Origin of the sequence: Variovorax sp. YR750 (assembly GCF_900109805.1) — a bacterium.
Lineage (GTDB): Bacteria > Pseudomonadota > Gammaproteobacteria > Burkholderiales > Burkholderiaceae_C > Variovorax > Variovorax gossypii.
This window is the reverse complement of record NZ_FOBJ01000001.1, coordinates 1-19,868: the sequence shown is the minus strand read 5'-3', so window position 1 is coordinate 19,868 and position 19,868 is coordinate 1. Positions and strand designations below refer to the sequence as shown.

Sequence of the window (19,868 nt, the reverse complement as noted above, 5' to 3'; positions counted from 1 at the left end):
ATGACGACGACGATCCGCTGGCGTTCCCTCCTCGCAGCCGGCGCGCTGGCCATCGGCCTGAGCGGCTGCGTGGGTGTCTACAAGGGCGGCGCCGTCGCCATCAACAGCAGCACCCGGCTCGACGACACGCCGCGCATCGCGGTGCTCTCGGCCTTCGAGCCCGAGCTGAAGCTGCTGCTGACGCGCCTGCAAGGCCCGGCGAAGCACAGCGTGAACGGCGTGGAGTTCACCACCGGCACGCTCGAAGGCAAGCCGGTCGTGCTCTTCCTGTCGGGCATCAGCATGACGAACGCGACGATGAACACGCAGTTGGTGCTCAACCGCTTCCGCGTGACGAACATCGTGTTCAGCGGCATCGCGGGCGGCGTGAACCCGTCGCTGCACGTGGGTGACGTCACCGTGCCGGCGCAATGGGGCCAGTACCTCGAAGTGCTGATGGCGCGCGAGACCTCGCCCGGCAAATACGCCGCCCCGCCCTTCATCACCGACGCAACGCTGCCCAACTTCGGCATGATGTTCCCGCGCCCGGTCGAGGTGCGCTCTGCGGCGCGGCCCGAGATCCAGCGCAAGTTCTGGTTCGAGGCCGACCCGAAGATGATCGAGGTGGCGCGCAGTATCCGCAACGTCGACCTGGCCAACTGCAGCGCCGGCAAGTGCCTGCCGCGCAAGCCCCAGCTGGTGGTGGGCGGAAACGGCGTCTCGGGCCAGGCCTTCATGGACAACAAGGCCTACCGCGAATACACCTACAAGACCTTCCAGGCCAACGTGCTCGACATGGAGACCGCCGCCGTGGGCATGGTCGCCTACAGCAACGGCGTGCCCTTCATCGCCTTCCGCTCGCTCAGCGACCTCGCGGGCGGCGGCGACGGCGAGAACGAGATGGGCACCTTCATGGGCATCGCGGCGGACAACTCCGCCAAGGTCATGCTGGCCTTCCTGGCCGCATGGAAGTGACGGCGCCTTCTTCGCCGCTGCCTCCCGAGGAGGGAGCAAGGGCCACCGTCCTGCGCCTGCAGGGCATCACCAAGCGCTTCGGCACCCTCGTCGCCAACGACGCGGTCTCGCTCGACCTGAAGTCGGGCGAGGTGCTGGCGCTGCTCGGCGAGAACGGCGCGGGCAAGTCCACGCTGATGTCCATTCTTTTCGGCCACTACGTCGCCGACGAGGGCGGCATCGAGGTCTTCGGCTCGCCGCTGCCGCCGGGCAACCCCAAGGCGGCGCTGGCGGCGGGCGTGGGCATGGTGCACCAGCACTTCACGCTGGCCGACAACCTGAGCGTGCTCGACAACGTGATGATGGGCACCGAGCCGCTGTGGAGCCCGGTGTCGCGCCGCGCGGCCGCGCGCGAGCGGCTGCTCGACGTGGCCAGGCGCTTCGGGCTGCCGGTGCAGCCTGACGCGCTCGTGGGAAGCCTGTCCGTCGGCGAGCGCCAGCGCGTGGAAATCCTCAAGGCGCTGTATCGCGGCGCGCGAATCCTGATCCTCGACGAACCGACCGCCGTGCTCACGCCGCAGGAAAGCGAGGCGCTCTTCGCCACGCTCGCGCAGATGGTGGCGCAGGGGCTGTCGGTGATCTTCATCAGCCACAAGCTCGACGAGGTGCTGCGCGTGTCGCACCGCATCGCCGTGCTGCGCGGTGGAAAGCTGGTGGCCGAGGCACGTACGGCGGGCACCACGCAGGCGCAGCTCGCGCTGTGGATGGTCGGGCATGCGGTCGAAGCGCCGCAGCGGCGGCCCGCGAAGTCGGTGGGAGATGCCGTCTGCGTGCTCGACCGTGTGAGCACCGCGGCCTCCGACAAGGGCGACGGGCGCGACCGGCTGCGCGAGGTGTCGCTGACGCTTCGCGCGGGCGAGATCACCGCCATCGCGGGTGTCTCCGGCAACGGGCAGGTCGCGCTGGCCGAACTGCTGTGCGGCACGCGCCGCGCGGCCTCGGGCACGGCGCAGCTGATGGGCCGCGCGCTGCCGCCCTCGCCTGCACGGCTGGTGCAGCGCGGCGTCGCGCGCATCCCGGAAGACCGGCATGCGGTCGGCGTGGTCGGCGACCTGCCGGTGTGGGAGAACGCGGTGTCGGAGCGCCTGCGCAGCCCGGTGTTCTCGCGCTGGTCGTGGATAGTGAAGCGCGCCGCCGCACGGCTCCATGCACGGCGCATCGAGAAGGCGTTCGACGTGCGCGGTGCCGGCCTGATGGCGCCGGCCCGTTCGCTCTCGGGCGGGAACATGCAGAAACTTATTCTTGGCCGTGCCCTGCTGGCGCCCGAACAACCAGAGCCGGCCCCCGGCATGGACAAGGGCGACCGCAAGCACCCGAACCGCGCGCCGCGCCTGATCGTCGCGCACCAGCCGACCTGGGGCCTGGACATCGGCGCCGTCGCCTACGTGCAGCAGCAGCTGATCGCCGCGCGCGACGCCGGCGCGGCCGTGCTGGTGATTTCCGACGACCTCGACGAAGTGCTCGCGCTCGGCGACCGCGTGGCGGTGATGCACGGCGGCCATTTGGGCGAAGCGCGCCCGGCGGCGGCGTGGACACGCGAGGCCATCGGGCTGGCGATGGCCGGCGCGACGTCGGCATCCCAGGCCAGCAAGGGAGCCTCGTCATGATGCGGCTCGAACGACGCCACGAGACCTCGCGCACGGCGCTGGTGCTCGCCCCCATCGGCGCGGTGCTCTTCACGATGGCGATCAGCGCGCTGCTGGTGCTGTGGGCCGGCGCGCCGATCGGCCGCACCTACGCGCTGCTGCTGCAGGGCGGTTTCGGCTCGGTGTTCGCCTGGAGCGAGACGCTGACGCGCGCGATCCCGCTGATCCTCACCGGGCTGGCGGCCACGGTCGCGTTCAAAGCGCGGCTCTTCAACATCGGCGCGGAAGGCCAGCTGTATGCCGGCGCGCTGGCTGCGGTGGCGGTGGGCGGCATGCATGGGGGCACCGGTTTCGAGCTGTCGCCTTGGCTGCTGTTTCCGCTGATGATGCTCGCCGCCGCCATCGCCGGCGCGCTGATGCTGCTGGGCCCGGCGCTCATGAAGAACAGGCTGGGCGTGGACGAGGTCGTCACCACGCTGCTGATCAACTTCATCGTGCTGCTGGGCGTGTCGGCCCTGCTCGACGGGCCGATGAAGGACCCGACCGCCATGGGCTGGCCGCAGAGCGTTTCGCTGCAGTCCGACCTGGAGCTGGGCAAGCTCGTCGCGCAGACACGGGTGCACACCGGCCTCTTGTGGGCGGTGTCGCTCTCGGTGATGGTCTGGGCGATCTTCAAGTACACCGTGCTGGGCTTCGACATCCGCGCCGTGGGCGCGAACGCGCGCGCCGCCGCCTTTGCCGGCGTGCCGGTGACGCGGACCGTGGTGATGGTCGCCCTGCTCTCGGGTGCGCTGGCAGGCCTTGCCGGCGCCATCGAGGTGGCGGGCCGCACCAGCTACGTCACGCTCGACATGTCGCCGGGCTATGGCTACACCGGCATCGTGATCGCGATGCTGGCGGGGCTGCATCCGCTGGGCGTGATCGCCGCGGCGGTATTCGTGGCGGGCGTGCTGGTGGGCGCCGACACCATGAGCCGCGCGGTCGGCGTGCCGACGTACATCGCCGACGTGATCGTCGCGGCCTCGCTGATCGCGGTGCTGGTCGCGACGCTGCTCACGCAGTACCAGATCAAGCTGAAGAAGTAGATGAGCGACCTCCTCGACATCCTTGCCAACGCATCCTTCTGGGTCGCGGTGCTGCGCATCGCCACGCCGCTCATCCTGGGCACGCTCGGCGTGCTGCTGTGCGAGCGCGCGGGCGTGCTCAACCTCGGCATCGAGGGGATCATGGTCGCGGGCGCCTTCACCGGCTGGCTCGCGGTGTATGCCGGCGCGCCGCTGTGGGTGGGCGTGGCCGTGGCCGCGCTCGCGGGCATGGTTTTCGGGCTGCTGCATGCCTTCCTGACCGTCGGGCTGGCGCTTTCGCAGCACGTCTCGGGGCTGGGCATCACGCTGCTGGCGACCGCGCTGAGCTACTTCGGCTACCGCGTGAGCTTTCCGAAGGTGAACACGCCGCCCACCATCACGCCATTCGCGCCGATGGACTGGCTGCCGGTGCCCGTGCTGAATGCACAGACTTCGCTGACGCTGTTCGCGCTGCTGCTGGTGCCTGCCGTCGGCTGGCTGCTGTATCGCACGCCGCTGGGCCTCGCGCTTCGCATGGCCGGCGAGAACCCGCAGGCTGCCGAGAGCCAGGGCGTGTCGGTCGCGGCCACGCGCACCGGCGCGATCGTCGCTGGCTCCGCGCTGATGGGCATGGCGGGCTCCTTCCTCACGCTGTCGGCCTTCAATGCCTTCTTCTTCAACATGGTGAACGGCCGGGGCTGGATCTGCGTGGCGCTGGTGGTGTTCGCCTCCTGGCGGCCGGGCAAGGCCCTGCTGGGCGCGCTGCTGTTCGCCTTCTTCGACGCGCTGCAGCTTCGGCTGCAACAATCCGGCGACGCCGTGCTGCCCTACCAGATCTACCTGATGCTGCCCTACCTGCTGTCGATCCTGGCGCTGGTGCTGGTGGCGCGCAAGGCGAGCTACCCGCAGGCACTGATGAAACCGTACCGCAAGGGGGAACGCTGATGACCACGAGGACCGCCACCGCCGCGCGAGGCGCACTGCTCGCAGCATTGCTGGCATTGCTGGGATCGGGCGGCAACGGCGCCCACGCACTGGGCATGAACTACGGCTACGAAGCCTTCAGCACGGCCGACGCGGTGACCTGGGTGCAGATGTGCGGGACCTGGGGCAAGGACCACCAGGGCACCTACCGCGTGGTGCACGCCGAGCAGTACGCGCAGTCGTTCCTCTACGTGCAATGGATGACGCGCGACGCCAACGGCAGCCTGCGCGCCGAGCACACGGTGGCCATTGCCGAGCTCGACAACGACCACGCGGAAATCTCTCTTTCCGACCTCACCTGCCGCGCCACGCCGCGCGGCATCGTCGTCACCGCGAAGGCCGATTCGGGACACGACCAGAAGCTGCGCCGCGTGACCATCGAGGTCGGGCCCGCACCGGGGCAATACCGCTACCGGGCGCAGAACACGCGCTGAGACGCCGGCATCCGGGCGGTGAGGTGAACACGGCGCTCCATCTGGACATCACGAACGGTCGTCTCTCGGCGGCCGGGATCGTTGCCGGCATCGACACCCGCGCCGCCAGCCTGCCGGACTCCTTCGTGCAGACAACCCAGGCCGTGAATGTCGAAGGCCGGCTCGTCGATTGCGTATTCGCACGCACGACCACCACATCCGGCGACATGACCGCGCAGCTCGAACTGCGCTTCGAGGAGTTTCTGCTGGTCAGCTGCTTCCTCACGCTCACGACACCTGCCCTGTGCAAGCTCGAGGACGCCGACTTCTACGGCAGCGTCGACCAGCGGTACCGTTTTCACGAACGCTGGCTGGCCTCCATGGGCGTTTCCGGCACCTCGACCGCATTCCCATGGGGCAGCGCCGGCGTCGCCCGCGACCGCAGCGACAACGTGTACATCTACATCCACAACCGGAACAACCGCTGGGCTCTCCGATAGCCTCGCGAGGAACAAGAAAGGGCCTCCACGATGCTCGACCTCCTCATCACCAACGCCACCCTCCCCGACGGCCGCACCGACATGTCGGTCGCCGTGCAGGGCGGGCGGATCGCCGAAGTCACGCCCGGCCTCGACGTGCCTGCCCAGGAGAAGCTGGATGCGCAGGGCCTGCTGCTCTCGCCGCACTTCGTCGATCCGCACTTCCACATGGACGCCACGCTGAGTTATGGCCTGCCGCGCGTCAACCAGAGCGGCACGCTGCTCGAAGGCATCGCGCTGTGGGGCGAGCTGAAGCCGTTGCTGACGGCCGATGCGCTCATCGAGCGCGCGCTGGCGTACTGCGACTGGGCAGTGGCCAAGGGGCTGCTGGCCGTGCGCTCCCACGTCGACACCAGCGACCCGAGCCTGCTCGCGGTCGATGCGCTGCTGGAGGTCAAGCGCAAGGTGGCGCCGTACCTCGACCTGCAGCTGGTCGCCTTTCCGCAGGACGGCGTGCTGCGCTCGCCGGGCGGCGTCGAGAACCTGGAGCGCGCCCTCGACAAGGGCGTGGACGTGGTCGGCGGCATCCCGCACTTCGAGCGCACCATGGCCGACGGCGCCGCGAGCGTGAAGCTGCTGTGCGAGATCGCGGCGGCGCGCGGCAAGCTGGTCGACATGCACTGCGACGAATCGGACGACCCGCTCTCGCGCCATATCGAGACACTGGCTTTCGAGGCCCATCGCCTCGGGCTGCAGGGCCGCGTGACCGGCTCGCACTGCACGTCGATGCACTCGATGGACAACTACTACGTGAGCAAGCTGCTTCCGCTGATCGCGCAGAGCGGCGTCTCCGTGGTTTCCAACCCGCTCATCAACATCACGCTGCAGGGCCGCCACGACACCTACCCCAAGCGCCGCGGCATGACGCGCGTGCCCGAACTCATGGCAGCCGGCGTGAGCGTCGCCTTCGGCCACGACTGCGTGATGGACCCCTGGTACGGCATGGGCTCGGGCGACATGCTCGAAGTGGCGCACATGGGCCTGCACGTGGCGCAGATGACGAGCCAGGCCGGCATCCGCCAGTGCTTCGAGGCGGTGACGACGAATGCCGCGCGCGTGATGCACCTGGAAAACTACGGCCTCGACGCCGGCTGCGACGCCAGCTTCGTGCTGCTGCAAGCGCGCGACCCGGTCGAGGCGATCCGGCTGCGCGCCGCTCGGCTCAAGGTGTTCCGCAAGGGGCAGTTGCTGGCCGAGACGCCGGCCGCCACCGCCAACCTCCACATCGCGGGCCGGGGCGCCTCGACGAGCTGGATGGCGCCGAAGCACGCCGGTTGAGCGGAGCGGTCAGGCCGGCGACAGGGCTGCTGCCGCGCGAAAATCCGGCCCTCATCGGTTCACGGGGAGTCCTCTCATGAAGCGTCTTGCACGGAGTCTTGCACGGATCTTCGCGGCGGCGCTGCTGCTGGCACCGGCGTTCTCGCAGGCCATTGCGCAGCCGACCGCCGAAACGGCCGCGCCGCCCGCCGGCGTGCGCGTGCTGGCCGACCAGCCCTACGGCCCCGATCCGCGCCAGCGCATGGACGTCTACCTGCCGCCGAATCCGCAGCAAGGCGCGCCGGTGCTCGTGATGGTCCATGGCGGGGCCTGGATGTTCGGCGACAAGGCGGCGGCCTCGGTGGTGAGCCAGAAGGTCGAGCACTGGGTGCGCGGACAGGGCTTCATCCTCGTCTCGGTGAGCTACCGCTTCGTGCCGCAGGTCGACGTGATGCAGCAGGCGCAGGACGTCGCGCGTGCCGTCGCCACCGCGCAGGCGAGCGCACCCTCGTGGGGCGGCGACGCCGGCCGCTTCGTGCTCATGGGACATTCGGCCGGCGCGCACCTCGTGGCGCTGCTCAGCGCATCGCCTTCCATCGCCCGGCAGCAAGGTGCCCGTCCGTGGCTCGGCACCGTGGCGCTGGACAGCGCAGCGCTCGATACGGCCGCGCTGATGCAGCGCCGCCACATGCCCTTCTACGACCGCGTGTTCGGCAGCGATCCCGCCTTCTGGCGCAGCGTGTCGCCCACCGACACGCTGGCGCCCGGCGCGCCGCCGATGCTGCTGGTGTGCTCCACGCAGCGCCGCGACGGTTCATGCACGCAGGCCCGGCAGTTCGCGACGCGCATCACGGCAACGGGCGGCCGCGCGGAGGTGGCGCCGGAAGATCTCTCGCACGCACAGATCAATGCCGAGCTGGGGCTGCCCGGCGCCTACACCACGGCGGTCGACGCCTTCATCCGCTCCTTGCCCAAGGCATCGGGCCGGAGCTAGGAAAGCTCCTGCGCAAGCGCCGTCAGCGCCTCGCCGACGGGGCGTTCCACCTTCAGCGAGAGAAGCGGATCGGCCCGCGTGCGCCCCAGGTTCACCGCAGCCACTGGCTTGCCCGCGGCGACGGCGGCCTGCACGAAGCGAAAGCCCGAATACACCATCAGCGATGAACCGGCCACGAGCACGGCGTCGGCGTCTTCCAGAGCGGCGAAGGCAGCGGTGACGCGCTCCTTCGGCACGCTCTCGCCGAAGAACACCACGTCGGGCTTGAGCAGCCCGCCGCAATGCGGGCAGGCCGGCACGTCGAAACTCGAGAAATCGCGGCCTTCGAGGTCGGCATCGCCGTCGGGCGCGGCGCGGGCCTCCAGCTCGGCCCATCGCGGGTTGCGTCGCCGCAGTTCGACCTGGAGTTCCGCGCGCGGCGTGCGCCGCTCGCAGCCCATGCAGCGCACGGTGTCGATGCGGCCATGCAGATCGATGGCGCCCCGGCTGCCGGCCGCTTCGTGCAGGCCATCGACGTTCTGCGTGAGCAGAAGGCCCACCCTGCCCGCCTCGCCGAGCTGCGCCAGCGCGCGGTGCGCGGCGCCCGGACGGGCACCTGCCATGGTCGGCCAGCCGATCAGGCTGCGCGCCCAGTAACGCTGTCGCGTGGATTCCTCGCCCATGAAAGCCTGGTAGGTGACGGGCGACGGGCGCTTCCATTCGCCGTCGACGTCGCGGTAATCGGGGATGCCCGAATCGGTGCTGCACCCCGCGCCCGTGAGCACGAAGAGCTTGCGGTGGCGTGTGGCGAAGTCGGCGAGCTCGGCGTATGCGGCGGGGTTGGCGGACATGCGGCGAGCATAAGTCGGCGGCCCGATTCCTGCTAAAGCCCTGGCTCTTGTCCGTCGCCGGAGAACGCCATGATCCACACCCGCCCCTCTCGCCCCACGCGGCGCGATGCGCTGCAGATTCTTGCCGCAGGCATAGCCTCCACCGCCCTGCCCGCCTTCGCCCAATGGCCCGACCGGGCCATCAAGATCATCGTGACCTTCCCGCCCGGCGGCTCCAGTGACGTGCTGGCGCGCGTGATGGCGGAGCAGCTCGCGAAGAAGCTGGGGCAGCCCGTGGTGGTCGACAACAAGCCCGGCGCGGGCGGCACCATCGGCGGCGCGCTTGTGGCGTCGTCGCCGGCCGACGGCTACACGCTGATGCTGTCGAACACCACGCCGATCGCGCTCGGGCCGTTCACGCTCGACAAGCTGCCTTACGACCCGGTAACGGGCTTCACGCACGTCGCCTACCTGGGCGCGGCACCGCTGGTGGTCATGGCGAGCAAGGCCTCCGGCCTCAAGACCTTCGCCGACTTCGAAGCGCTGGCGCGCAAGGAAGGCCGCATCGACTTCGGCTCGGGCGGCCCCGGGTCCGTCGGGCACATCCACGGCGAGCTGCTGAAGAAGGTCACCGGGATCAACATGGTGCACGTGCCCTATCGCGGCGGTGCGCCGATGACCACCGACCTGATCGCCAACACCATTCCGGTGGGCATCGACGTCATCACCTCGTACGTTCCCTTCTTCAAGAGCGGCCAGCTGGTGCCGCTGGCCGTGACGGGCACGCAGCGTTCGCCGCTGATGCCGGACGTGCCCACGATGGTCGAGCTGCGTCAGCCGAAGCTGGTGCTCGAGAATTTCTTCGGCCTATCGGGGCCGGCCAGGCTGCCGCCGGACGTGGTGACGCGGCTCAACGCGGCCTGCAACGAAGTGCTGGCCATGCCCGAGATCCAGAAGAAGCTGACCGAGCTGGGCATCGTGGCCAAGCCGGAGACGGTGGCCGTGTTCAACGGCTTCGTGAAGGAGCAGGTCGATGTGCTCGGGCCGACGGTCAAGGGGGCGGGAATCAAGCTGTAGCCTCGCGGCCGCGGCGCTTTCGGAGGCGGTTGGTCAGAAGCGGACACAGACGGCCTGCCTCTCCTGCAGCACGGCCTCCTGCGCGAAGCGCTGGCGGTAGACACCGACGATGGTCGCGATGGCGGCATCGTCCTTCTCGCTGCGCGGGTGCAGCAGCACGACCAGCTTGGAGCGCTCGCGCACCACGTCGCCCGATACGCCGCGCCACTGGCCGGCGGCATCGATCACCGTCAGGCCCTGCGGAAAGGCCGGCGTCACGGTGGCGTCCAGGAAAGCCGTCCACTCGGCGTCCGACACCTGGCCGCCCGAGGGAATGGCACGGCCGAAATACAGCGTGTCGCGCTCGAAGGTTTCGAAGCCGCTGCCGCAGGCCTTCGCACCGCCGGGCGACGACGGCAAGGAGCCGCATCCGGCCAGCGCGACGGACGCCAGGGCCGCCACCAATGCAGCGCGAGCAAGAGATGGAATGCCTGCTGTCTTCATGCGAGCTACCTCCATGCGCCGTCTTCAACCCGGCAGAAAAACGAGCGGTGCCGGCTGGCCTTCGGCGGGCGGCTCGCCGCGGTCGAGCAGGCGCCAGCCGGGGTTCCAGCGCGACAGGCTGCCCGCGGCAACGGCTTCTTCGAGCATCGACTGGGCCGCCTCCGGACGCTGCCAGTCGAGCGCCAGCGTGCGCAGGTCCCAGTCCCACCAGGGGCAGGCGCGGATGCGTTCGACGAGCGCGTCGGGAAAGCGCTGGCGGATGACGCGCGCCGGCACGCCGCCCACCACGGTGAAAGGCGCCACGTCGCGCGTCACGATCGCGCCGGCGCCGATCACCGCGCCGTCTCCGATGGTGATGCCGCTCTTGAGACTGACCCGCGAGCCGATCCACACGTCGTTGCCGATGGTCACCGGCGAATGCGACGGGAACTGCCCTACCGACTGGTGCCGGTACGGCTCGGGAAAGTTGGGCGCGTAGGCCAGCATGTGCGTCGTGAACCAGTCGGCGGGATGGTCCGACAGGGTCTGCACGCCATCGCCGATGGAGCAATAGCGGCCCATGCTCACGTCGACCAGCAGCGCGCCGGGCGAGATGCTCGAGTACGCGCCAATGGAACAGCGGCCGTGCAACTGCGCCGCATGCCAGACGCGCGCCGGCGTCTCGAAGCGCAGCGGCGTCGGCAGCAGGCAGCCGTCAGACAGGTAGAGCCCGTAGCTTTCGAGCCCCTTCGAGAGTTCGGCGTTGATGCTCAGGCTCATGGCTGCACGGTCCGGTCTGTCGATCAGGCCTCGGGCGCGATGGCCTCGGCGTATTCGTAGAGCGCGCCGAGGATCTCTTCCCCGCGCTCGTCGGCGTTCTCCGAGAGCGCATCGACTTCGCTGAACAGCATCTCGATGGTGCGCGCCCCGCCCTCGCCCTTGAAGAGCTTTGCCACGCGCAGTGCCTCCCAGCGCTCGACCTCGTCCTCGCTGAGCAGTTCAGGCCAGTTGCGGGCGCGGTAGCGGAAGAGGATTTCGTCGAGCCGGCCATCGTCGAAACCGGTGCGGTCCTTTGCCAGCTCCTCGGGCGACAGGCCGCGCAGCTGGTTCAGCCGGCGCCGGTCGGCATTGCCGACGAAGCCGCCGTACAGGTCTTCGTCGACGTCAGGCGTGGCCTCCTTGGGCCGGGCATAGACCTGCGACCAGATGGCACTCATGTCGGGCAGGTCGCGCGCGATGGCCGCGTGGCGCATCGCCGTGTCGAGGTCGACGCCCCAGCGCTCGGCCATGGGCGCTGCGAGCGTGCGCAGGTTGCCGACGACCATCGGCGACTTGTTGAGATGCACACCCTTGATCGGCAGGCGCACCACGCCCTCGGGCAGGTCGGCCGTGCGGGTGAAGAGGCGCAGGCGCAGCGTCTCGACGTCGATGTCGCGCAGCTCGCTGGGGTCATGGGCCAGGTCCCAGGCCAGCAGCTCGTTCTTGTTGGTGGGGTGGCTCGCCAGCGGCCACATCACGGCCAGGCAGCCGCGCTCGACCGGGAACATGCCCGAGACATGCAGGAAGGGCTTCGCGGTCTCGCGCGTCGCGGGCAGGCCCAGTTCGGTGGCGACGCGGTCCTTCTTGTGCAGGCCGAAGGCGAAGTCGAACAGCTTGGGCTGCTTGCTGCGGATGAGGCGAGCCAGCGCGATGGTGGCGCGCACGTCAGACAGCGCATCGTGCGCCGACTCGTGCAGCAGGCCGTTGGCGCGCGCCAGGTCTTCGAGCTTGAAGCTGGGCTTGCCGTCTTCCTTCTTCGGCCACTCGATGCCGTCCGGGCGCAGCGCATACGTGAGGCGGACCACGTCGAGCAGGTCCCAGCGGCCGCAGTCGTTCTGCCATTCGCGCGCGTACGGATCGATCAGGTTGCGCCAGAACAGGAAGCGCGTGACCTCGTCGTCGAAGCGAATGGTGTTGTAGCCCACGCCGATGGTGCCGGGCTGCGAGAAGGCGCGCTCGATCTGCGCGGCGAATTCGTGCTCGGGAATGCCGCGCTCCAGGCACACCTGCGGCGTGATGCCGGTGATGAGGCAGGCCTCGGGGCTGGGCAGGTAGTCCGGCGCGGGCTTGCAGTAGATCATCAGCGGCTCGCCGACCTCGTTGAGCTCGGCGTCGGTGCGGATGGCCGCGAACTGCGAGGGACGATCGCGGCGCGGCACCGCGCCGAAGGTTTCGTAGTCGTGCCAGAGAAAGGTGTGGTTCATTCAGAGCAAGGGTGAAAACAGGCGGGCGATGGCGTCGCCGAGGCGGCGCCAGAAGCCCTGGCGCCGGTTGGCGCGCACCGCGCCGGAGCTGTGCAGGTCGGTCTCGAACTGCGTCGCGAGCGGCCGGGACAGTTCCGGACCATAGACCACCGCGCAGACCTCGAAGTTGAGGCGGAAGCTGCGGTTGTCGAAATTGGCCGTGCCGATCATCGCGCAATGGTCGTCCACCACCAAGGTCTTGGAATGGAGCATGCGGGCCTTGTACTCCCACACCTTCACGCCGGCGGCGATCAGCTCGTCGAAGTACGAACGCGCGGCGGCGCTCACGATGGCCGAGTCGCTGCGGCGTGGCACCAGCAGGCGCACGTCGACGCCGCGCAGCGCGGCGCTCGTCAATGCCATGAGCGCCGGCTCGCCGGGCACGAAGTACGGCGTGGTGAGCCATGCGCGATGCGTGGCCGAATGGATCGCCTCGACGTGCATGCGGTGGATGGCTTCCATGGGGCTGTCGGGGCCGCTGGTGACGATCTGCACGGGGATGTCTCCCGCCTCCAGCTGGGGCAGCATGGCGTTCAGGGCATCGTCCAGGCCGCGCAGGTTCTCGCCGGTGGCATAGGCCCAGTCTTCGAGAAAGGTGGTCTGCAGCCAGCGCACCGCGCTGCCTTCGATGCGCAGGTGCACGTCGTGGTAGGCGTCGGGGTTGGTGCGCTTGTCTTCCTCATCGGTGATGTTCACGCCGCCCGTGAAGCCGACGCGGCCGTCGCACACCACGATCTTGCGGTGGGTGCGGTAGTTGGTCACGGGGCGCAGGCGGCGGCCGATCTTGGTGTCGTGGAACAGCGCCACCTCGACGCCCGCCTCCAGCATGGGCGCCATGAACTTGCGGCCGATGCGCTTGGAGCCGAGTGCGTCGATCAGCAGGCGTACCTTCACGCCCTCCTTGGCGCGTTCGATCAGCAGGTCGCGCAGCGCGGTGCCGATCCTGTCGGGCTCGAAGATGTAGTACTCGAGGTGGATGTGGTTTCGTGCGGCGCGCACCGCTTCGAAGATCGCATCGAAGGTGCGTGCGCCGCCCGAGAGCAGCTCGACGTCGACGGCGCTCGACACCGGCAGCCCGCAGGTCGCGGTGCCCAGCTTGGCCATCTGCTGCAGCGCCGGTGGCGCGTTCTGCGCTGCGTCGCGCAGCCGTGCCACGTCGGCCTGGGCCGAAGCGCCGGCACGGCTGCGAAGCCGCTTGAGGCGCTGTTTCTTCAGGCGCTGCGGCCCGAGGAAGTAATAGACGACGAAGCCCGCGAACGGCAGCAGCGCCAGCGATAGGATCCAGCTCATCGTCGACACTGGCGCGCGCTTCTGCATCACTATCCACACCGACAACACCGCGATGTAGCCGCTCCATGCGAGGGAGAGGCCGGTTTTCCATTCGTGGCTGAGTTCGGGGAGGATCAAGGCGGGAGGCGGCTGGGGCGGCTGTGACGGTGATTCGATATGGGCGGGCCCAAAGAAAAAGGCCGGTAGCGATGCTACCGGCCTTTGGCTTCATTTCAGGAACCGCAAGGTATCACCCTGCTGCTGCTTCCTCTGCTTCGGGCTTGGACTTGCCCTCCTTCTTCGGAAGCGGCTGGATGTCGAGCAGCACTTCGTCCTTGTCGTCGAGGTCGACTTCGAGGCGGCCACCGTCGGTAAGGCGTCCGAACAGCAGTTCGTCGGCCAGTGCACGACGGATCGTGTCCTGGATCAGGCGCTGCATCGGGCGTGCGCCCATCAGCGGATCGAAGCCCTTCTTCGCCAGGTGCTTGCGCAGCTTGTCGCTGAAGGTGACTTCCACCTTCTTCTCGCTGAGCTGGGTTTCCAGCTGCAGCAGGAACTTGTCGACAACGCGCAGGATGACCTGTTCGTCGAGCGCCTTGAAGTTGACGATGGCGTCCAGCCGGTTGCGGAATTCAGGCGAGAACAGACGCTTGATGTCGCCCATTTCGTCGCCCGCCTGACGCGGGTTGGTGAAGCCGATGGTCGCCTTGTTCATGGTCTCGGCGCCCGCGTTCGTCGTCATGATGATGATGACGTTGCGGAAGTCGGCCTTGCGTCCGTTGTTGTCCGTCAGCGTGCCATGGTCCATGACCTGCAGCAGCACGTTGAAGATGTCCGGGTGCGCCTTCTCGATTTCGTCGAGCAGCAGCACCGCGTGCGGCTTCTTCGTGACGGCTTCGGTCAGCAGGCCGCCCTGGTCGAAACCGACGTAGCCCGGAGGCGCGCCGATCAGGCGGCTCACCGCATGGCGCTCCATGTATTCCGACATGTCGAAGCGGATCAGCTCGATGCCCATGATGTAGGCGAGCTGCTTCGCCGCTTCGGTCTTGCCCACGCCGGTGGGGCCGGAGAACAGGAACGAGCCGATCGGCTTGTCGCCCTTGCCGAGACCCGAGCGAGCCATCTTGACCGCCGAGGCGAGCACTTCGAGTGCCTTGTCCTGGCCGAACACAACGCTCTTGAGGTCGCGCTCGATGGTCTGCAGCTTGCTGCGGTCGTCGTTGCTGACGTTGGCCGGGGGAATGCGCGCGATCTTCGCGACGATTTCCTCGACTTCGGTCTTGCTGATGGTCTTCTTGCGCTTGCTCGGCGGCAGGATGCGCTGGGCGGCGCCGGCTTCGTCGATGACGTCGATCGCCTTGTCGGGCAGGTGACGGTCATTGATGTACTTGGCGCTGAGCTCGGCCGCGGCCTGCAGGGCCGCCACGGCGTACTTCACGCCATGGTGTTCCTCGAAGCGCGACTTCAGGCCCTTCAGGATGTCGACGGTTTCCTGCACCGACGGCTCGACCACGTCGACCTTCTGGAAACGGCGCGACAGGGCCGCGTCTTTCTCGAAGATGCCGCGGTACTCGGTGAAGGTGGTCGCGCCGATGCACTTGAGCTGGCCGCTCGAGAGCGCCGGCTTGAGCAGGTTCGACGCATCGAGCGTGCCGCCCGAGGCAGCACCCGCACCGATCAGGGTGTGGATCTCGTCGATGAAGAGGATGGCGTTCGGCTTGTCCTTCAGCGACTTCAGCACGCCCTTCAGGCGCTGTTCGAAATCGCCGCGGTACTTGGTGCCGGCCAGCAGCGCGCCCATGTCGAGCGAGAACACGTTCGACTCGGCCAGGATCTCCGGCACGTCACCCTGCGTGATGCGCCATGCGAGGCCCTCGGCGATGGCGGTCTTGCCCACGCCGGCCTCGCCGACCAGCAGCGGGTTGTTCTTGCGCCGGCGGCACAGGATCTGGATGACGCGCTCGACCTCGTACTCGCGGCCGATCAGCGGATCGATCTTGCCGTCCTTGGCCATCTGGTTGAGGTTCTGCGTGAACTGCTCGAGCGGCGAAGCCTTCTCGTTGCGTTCGCCGCCACCCTCTTCGCCTTCGCCCGAGGGAGCTTCGCCACTGCCCTTGACGGCTTCAGGCGGATCGCTCTTCTTGATGCCGTGGGCGATGAAGTTCACCACGTCGAGGCGCGTGACACCCTGCTGGTGCAGGTAGTACACGGCGTGCGAGTCCTTCTCGCCGAAGATCGCGACCAGCACGTTGGCGCCGGTGACTTCCTTCTTGCCGTTGCCGGTGGACTGCACATGCATGATGGCGCGCTGGATCACGCGCTGGAAACCCAGGGTGGGCTGGGTGTCTACATCGTCGGTACCCGCCACCTGGGGCGTGTTGTCCTTGATGAAGTTGGTGAGCGACGCCCGCAGGTCGTCGACGTTGGCCGAGCAGGCGCGCAGAACTTCCGCGGCGCTCGGGTTGTCCAGCAAAGCGAGCAGCAGATGTTCCACGGTGATGAACTCGTGGCGTTGCTGCCGGGCCTCGACGAAGGCCATGTGCAAGCTGACTTCCAGTTCCTGGGCAATCATGTGATTTCCTTTTGCCTTGCTGTAAATAAGTTCTCAGATGGGTTGGAGCTTGCGCAATTCAACTGGTTCATGCAACAGGTTCGCTCACGCATTGGAGCGGATGCCCGGCCTGCTGCGCGGCTTCCATGACCTGGTTGACCTTGGTGGCGGCCATGTCGCGGGAATAAACCCCACAGACGCCCCGGCCATCGAGGTGGATCTTGAGCATGATCTGGGTGGCGGTCTCGCGATCCTTGTTGAAATATTCCTGCAGCACGACGATCACGAACTCCATGGGCGTGTAGTCGTCGTTCAGCATCACCACCTGGTACATCTGGGGCGGCGCAGTTTTCTGCGGCCGGCGCTCCAGGACGACCGAATCTCCGTCGTCCCCGGCCGGTTTCTGCGCCGGCGGGGTGGTGGGAGTTTTGGGAATTCTCGTTGCCATGAAAATGATTCTATAGAGCGTGCAAGCGCTGTGCCGACCCGGAAAAACTTGGTGGCGCATATCCGACAATTCAAGGGGATTGCGGCGCTTGCGACAGCATTTCGATGAAGGGCCGCGGCAAGGAGTTTTAGGCAAAAACTTCAGCTGGCCGCCGGATGAAAAACCAATAAAAAACCCTTGAATTCCTTCCGGAAGTTCAAGGGCTCCTTCGATTGCCGCGACGCCCCGGGGACGTCGGAATGCACGGCAATTACATGTTGTCGATCATCACCTGGCCGAAGCCCGAGCAGCTCACCTGCGTCGCGCCGTCCATGAGGCGCGCGAAGTCGTAGGTGACCTTTTTGCTGGCGATCGACTTTTCCATCGAGCTGATGATCAGGTCGGCGGCTTCCTTCCAGCCCATGTGGCGCAGCATCATTTCGGCCGAGAGGATCTCGGAACCAGGATTCACGTAGTCCTTGCCGGCGTACTTGGGGGCCGTGCCGTGGGTGGCCTCGAACATGGCGACGGTATCGCTCAGGTTCGCGCCCGGGGCGATGCCGATGCCGCCCACCTGCGCGGCGAGCGCGTCGGACACGTAGTCGCCGTTGAGGTTGAGCGTGGCGATCACGCTGTATTCGGCGGGGCGCAGCAGGATCTGCTGCAGGAATGCATCGGCGATGCTGTCCTTGACGGTGATTTCCTTGCCCGTCTTCGGATTCTTGAACTTCATCCACGGGCCGCCGTCGATCAGCTCGGCGCCGAACTCCTTGGCAGCGAGGCCGTAGCCCCAGTCACGGAAGCCACCTTCGGTGAACTTCATGATGTTGCCCTTGTGCACCAGGGTGACGCTGGGCTTGTCGTTGTCGATCGCGTATTGCAGCGCCTTGCGAACGAGGCGCTCGGTGCCTTCCCTCGACACGGGCTTGACGCCGATGCCCGAAGTGTTGGGGAAGCGGATCTTCTTGACGCCCATTTCGTCCTGCAGGAACTTGATGAGCTTCCTGGCCTTTTCGCTCTCGGCTTCGAACTCGATGCCGGCGTAGATGTCTTCCGAGTTCTCGCGGAAGATCACCATGTTCGTCTTGTGCGGTTCGCGCACCGGGCTCGGAACGCCCTCGAAATACTGGATGGGGCGCAGGCAGACGTAGAGGTCGAGTTCCTGGCGCAGCGCGACGTTCAGCGAACGGATGCCGCCGCCGACGGGCGTGGTCAGCGGACCCTTGATGGAAATCACGTAGTCGCGCACGGCGTGCAGCGTTTCCTCGGGAAGCCAGACGTCGGGGCCATAGACCTTGGTCGACTTCTCGCCGGCATAGACCTCCATCCAATGGATCTTCTTCTTGCCACCGTAGGCCTTCGCCACGGCGGCGTCCACCACCTTCAGCATCACCGGCGTGATGTCCAGGCCGGTTCCATCGCCCTCGATGAAAGGAATGATCGGTTGGTCAGGCACATTGAGGGAGTTGTCGGCGTTGACCGTGATCTTCTGGCCTTCGGTCGGGACTTTGATGTGCTGATAACTGGTCATGAGAGAGGACGGCTCCGGGATTGACGTACTTTTGACAACTGTCAGCGAATTCAGACACGGCGCGTATTCCGCTGTACAGCCGGCGAACAAATCGCTGTACATTTTAGACGCAACCCATCAGCAAGCGTTTGTCAACCGACGGGCCAATGGCCTCGTTAGTGGCTGACCTTCTGCTCGCCGGGAGGCGTTTCCAACCAATTCTCGATAGAGGAATCATCAATGAGCAAAATTCTCGCAGTCATGATCGCTGGCCTGTTCGCCGCTGGCGCCTACGCCCAAAACCCGGCAGGTACGACGCCCGAGCAAGGCAACGCCACCAACAGCAAGTCGCAGCAGCGCGCCGAAACCAAGAAGGCCGCCAAGCCCGCTGGCCAGGTCAAGGGCCCGGCTGGCGACGAAGCCAAGACCCCCGAAGGCGGCGCCATCGGTGCCGACAAGGCTGCTGCCTCTGGCGAGAAGCGTGCTGAAACCCGCGACCAGCGTCGTCGCAACAAGGACGGCAGCGTCAAGCGCAAGTCGACCCAAGGCGGCACCCCGAAGTAATTCGGCCTGCCTGCAAAAAAGAAGCGCTCTTCGGAGCGCTTTTTTTTCGCCTGAAAGCAGCTTTGTCCTGTCAACCGCGGAAAACGGCCTTCGTTGAATGTCTACCTTCCGCAAGAAGGCCAATCCAGATCAACGAATTTCAAAGGATATGTTCATGAACAAGCTGCTCGCAGCCCTGGTCGCCGGTCTCTTCGCCGTCGGCGCTTTCGCTCAACAAGCCGAACCCACCACGGCTGCTCCGGCACCCGCAGCCAAGGCTGCCGCCAAGCACGCTCCCGCCAAGAAGCACGCCGCGGCCAAGAAGCACAAGGTTCGCCACGTTGCCAAGGCCCACACGGCCGCTGCCAAGAAGGTGTAAGCTTCCCCGCTCACCGGCAATGCCCGCATCAGCGGGCATTTTTATTGGCATTTTTAATCCAGGCCGGGCCCTGGCCCCGCCCTGAAAGAGTCGTCCGATGCTCATCAAGCGTCTAGCCGCCCTGCTCTCCCTGCTTCTCGCATCCGCATCGTTCATGATGCCGGCACATGCCCAGCAGCAACCCCAGACCGACCTGCCGCGCACGCAACTGTCGGTCGGCCTGTACAAGATCGACGCGCAGGTCGCGCAAACCCCTCTTCAACGTGAAATCGGCCTGATGTTCCGCAAGGAAATGCCCCAGGCCGAAGGCATGATCTTCGTGTTCGAGCAACCGGCAACACAGTGCTTCTGGATGCGCAACACGATTCTGCCGCTGACCGCCGCCTTCGTTGCCGACGACGGCCGTATCGTCAACCTGGCCGACATGCAGCCCATGACCGAGAGCACGCATTGCTCGCAGGAGCCTGTGCGCTACGTGCTCGAAATGAACCAGGGCTGGTTCGCCAAGAAGAACATCAAGAAGGGTGCCAAGCTCGGCGGCGAGCTGTTCGCAGCCGGCAAGCGCTGATCATTTGCTGTCCATAGCCAACAAAAAAGCCGACCCATGGTCGGCTTTTTTGTTGGGCGAGTTCGGGATCAGCCGAAGTTCTTGGCAACGAAGTCCCAGTTGACCAGCTTGGCCAGGAAGGTCTCGACGAACTTCGGGCGCAGGTTGCGGTAGTCGATGTA

Annotated in this window: 21 protein-coding genes; 12 read left to right on the top strand and 9 right to left on the bottom strand. The window is 67.0% G+C overall.

The genetic code is table 11. From position 1 onward, the window contains the following. The 8 genes from BMY35_RS00100 (at window position 1) to BMY35_RS00065 (ending at window position 7,830) form a co-directional block, all read left to right on the top strand. Window positions 1–954, top strand: coding sequence for a 5'-methylthioadenosine/S-adenosylhomocysteine nucleosidase (locus tag BMY35_RS00100; RefSeq protein ID WP_093195567.1), 954 nt, complete (start codon window positions 1–3; stop codon window positions 952–954). After that, on the top strand, window positions 945–2,600 hold the full coding sequence (locus tag BMY35_RS00095) for an ABC transporter ATP-binding protein (protein ID WP_093194971.1): 1,656 nt from the start codon (window positions 945–947) through the stop codon (window positions 2,598–2,600). The genes BMY35_RS00100 and BMY35_RS00095 overlap by 10 nt, the downstream gene beginning before the upstream one ends. After that, window positions 2,600–3,664: an ABC transporter permease gene (locus tag BMY35_RS00090; RefSeq protein ID WP_176947614.1), complete on the top strand. Its 1,065-nt coding sequence runs from the start codon at window positions 2,600–2,602 to the stop codon at window positions 3,662–3,664. The genes BMY35_RS00095 and BMY35_RS00090 overlap by 1 nt, the downstream gene beginning before the upstream one ends. Continuing rightward, window positions 3,665–4,588 carry an ABC transporter permease gene (locus BMY35_RS00085; RefSeq protein WP_093194969.1) on the top strand — a complete coding sequence of 308 codons (924 nt, stop codon included), beginning with the start codon at window positions 3,665–3,667 and terminating at the stop codon, window positions 4,586–4,588. It begins immediately after the preceding gene. Continuing rightward, window positions 4,588–5,061: a hypothetical protein gene (locus tag BMY35_RS00080; protein ID WP_093194968.1), complete on the top strand. Its 474-nt coding sequence runs from the start codon at window positions 4,588–4,590 to the stop codon at window positions 5,059–5,061. Before BMY35_RS00085 ends, BMY35_RS00080 begins: the two co-directional genes overlap by 1 nt. Window positions 5,062–5,084: 23 nt before the next feature. Continuing rightward, a complete protein-coding gene (locus BMY35_RS00075; protein ID WP_093194967.1) occupies window positions 5,085–5,540 on the top strand; it encodes a hypothetical protein in 456 nt (151 codons plus the stop codon). Window positions 5,541–5,570: 30 nt separating this feature from the next. Continuing rightward, window positions 5,571–6,857: an amidohydrolase family protein gene (locus BMY35_RS00070; protein ID WP_093194966.1), complete on the top strand. Its 1,287-nt coding sequence runs from the start codon at window positions 5,571–5,573 to the stop codon at window positions 6,855–6,857. A gap of 76 nt (window positions 6,858–6,933) precedes the next feature. After that, entirely contained in the window at window positions 6,934–7,830 is an 897-nt protein-coding gene (locus tag BMY35_RS00065; RefSeq protein ID WP_093194965.1) for an alpha/beta hydrolase, read from the top strand. Here BMY35_RS00065 and BMY35_RS00060 read toward each other — a convergent pair. Then, window positions 7,827–8,660, bottom strand: a complete 834-nt coding sequence (locus tag BMY35_RS00060) for an NAD-dependent protein deacetylase (RefSeq protein WP_093194964.1) — start codon at window positions 8,658–8,660, stop codon at window positions 7,827–7,829. The genes BMY35_RS00065 and BMY35_RS00060 overlap by 4 nt on opposite strands. Before the next feature lie 69 nt (window positions 8,661–8,729). On the opposite strand from BMY35_RS00060, the gene BMY35_RS00055 reads away from it, so the two are divergent. Beyond that, window positions 8,730–9,716, top strand: a complete 987-nt coding sequence (locus BMY35_RS00055; RefSeq protein ID WP_093194963.1) for a Bug family tripartite tricarboxylate transporter substrate binding protein — start codon at window positions 8,730–8,732, stop codon at window positions 9,714–9,716. A gap of 33 nt (window positions 9,717–9,749) precedes the next feature. Here the strand turns inward: BMY35_RS00055 and BMY35_RS00050 are convergent, their stop codons facing one another. The 7 genes from BMY35_RS00050 to icd form a co-directional block, all read right to left on the bottom strand. Continuing rightward, on the bottom strand, window positions 9,750–10,199 hold the full coding sequence (locus tag BMY35_RS00050; protein WP_093194962.1) for a DUF3574 domain-containing protein: 450 nt from the start codon (window positions 10,197–10,199) through the stop codon (window positions 9,750–9,752). Window positions 10,200–10,223: 24 nt separating this feature from the next. Continuing rightward, window positions 10,224–10,958, bottom strand: a complete 735-nt coding sequence (locus tag BMY35_RS00045) for a CatB-related O-acetyltransferase (RefSeq protein WP_093194961.1) — start codon at window positions 10,956–10,958, stop codon at window positions 10,224–10,226. 23 nt (window positions 10,959–10,981) lie between these two features. After that, on the bottom strand, window positions 10,982–12,421 hold the full coding sequence (gene sbcB, locus BMY35_RS00040; RefSeq protein WP_093194960.1) for an exodeoxyribonuclease I: 1,440 nt from the start codon (window positions 12,419–12,421) through the stop codon (window positions 10,982–10,984). Continuing rightward, a complete protein-coding gene (gene cls, locus BMY35_RS00035) occupies window positions 12,422–13,867 on the bottom strand; it encodes a cardiolipin synthase (protein WP_093194959.1) in 1,446 nt (481 codons plus the stop codon). Between the two features lie 112 nt (window positions 13,868–13,979). Further along, window positions 13,980–16,301 carry an ATP-dependent Clp protease ATP-binding subunit ClpA gene (gene clpA, locus BMY35_RS00030; RefSeq protein WP_093194958.1) on the bottom strand — a complete coding sequence of 774 codons (2,322 nt, stop codon included), beginning with the start codon at window positions 16,299–16,301 and terminating at the stop codon, window positions 13,980–13,982. A gap of 67 nt (window positions 16,302–16,368) precedes the next feature. After that, window positions 16,369–16,728, bottom strand: a complete 360-nt coding sequence (gene clpS / locus BMY35_RS00025; RefSeq protein WP_093195566.1) for an ATP-dependent Clp protease adapter ClpS — start codon at window positions 16,726–16,728, stop codon at window positions 16,369–16,371. Between the two features lie 250 nt (window positions 16,729–16,978). Further along, window positions 16,979–18,238, bottom strand: a complete 1,260-nt coding sequence (gene icd, locus BMY35_RS00020; protein WP_093194957.1) for an NADP-dependent isocitrate dehydrogenase — start codon at window positions 18,236–18,238, stop codon at window positions 16,979–16,981. A gap of 219 nt (window positions 18,239–18,457) precedes the next feature. On the opposite strand from icd, the gene BMY35_RS00015 reads away from it, so the two are divergent. The 3 genes from BMY35_RS00015 (at window position 18,458) to BMY35_RS00005 (ending at window position 19,707) form a co-directional block, all read left to right on the top strand. Continuing rightward, the gene (locus tag BMY35_RS00015) at window positions 18,458–18,781 is read left to right on the top strand and encodes a nuclear transport factor 2 family protein (protein ID WP_093194956.1); all 324 of its coding nucleotides are present in this window, start codon (window positions 18,458–18,460) and stop codon (window positions 18,779–18,781) included. A gap of 154 nt (window positions 18,782–18,935) precedes the next feature. Then, on the top strand, window positions 18,936–19,139 hold the full coding sequence (locus BMY35_RS00010; protein WP_093195565.1) for a hypothetical protein: 204 nt from the start codon (window positions 18,936–18,938) through the stop codon (window positions 19,137–19,139). A gap of 97 nt (window positions 19,140–19,236) precedes the next feature. Then, window positions 19,237–19,707, top strand: a complete 471-nt coding sequence (locus BMY35_RS00005) for a DUF192 domain-containing protein (protein ID WP_093194955.1) — start codon at window positions 19,237–19,239, stop codon at window positions 19,705–19,707. Window positions 19,708–19,775: 68 nt separating this feature from the next. Here BMY35_RS00005 and BMY35_RS37520 read toward each other — a convergent pair. Continuing rightward, on the bottom strand, window positions 19,776–19,868 hold a 93-nt coding region (locus BMY35_RS37520), incomplete at its 5' end, for a Fe-Mn family superoxide dismutase (RefSeq protein ID WP_218152971.1).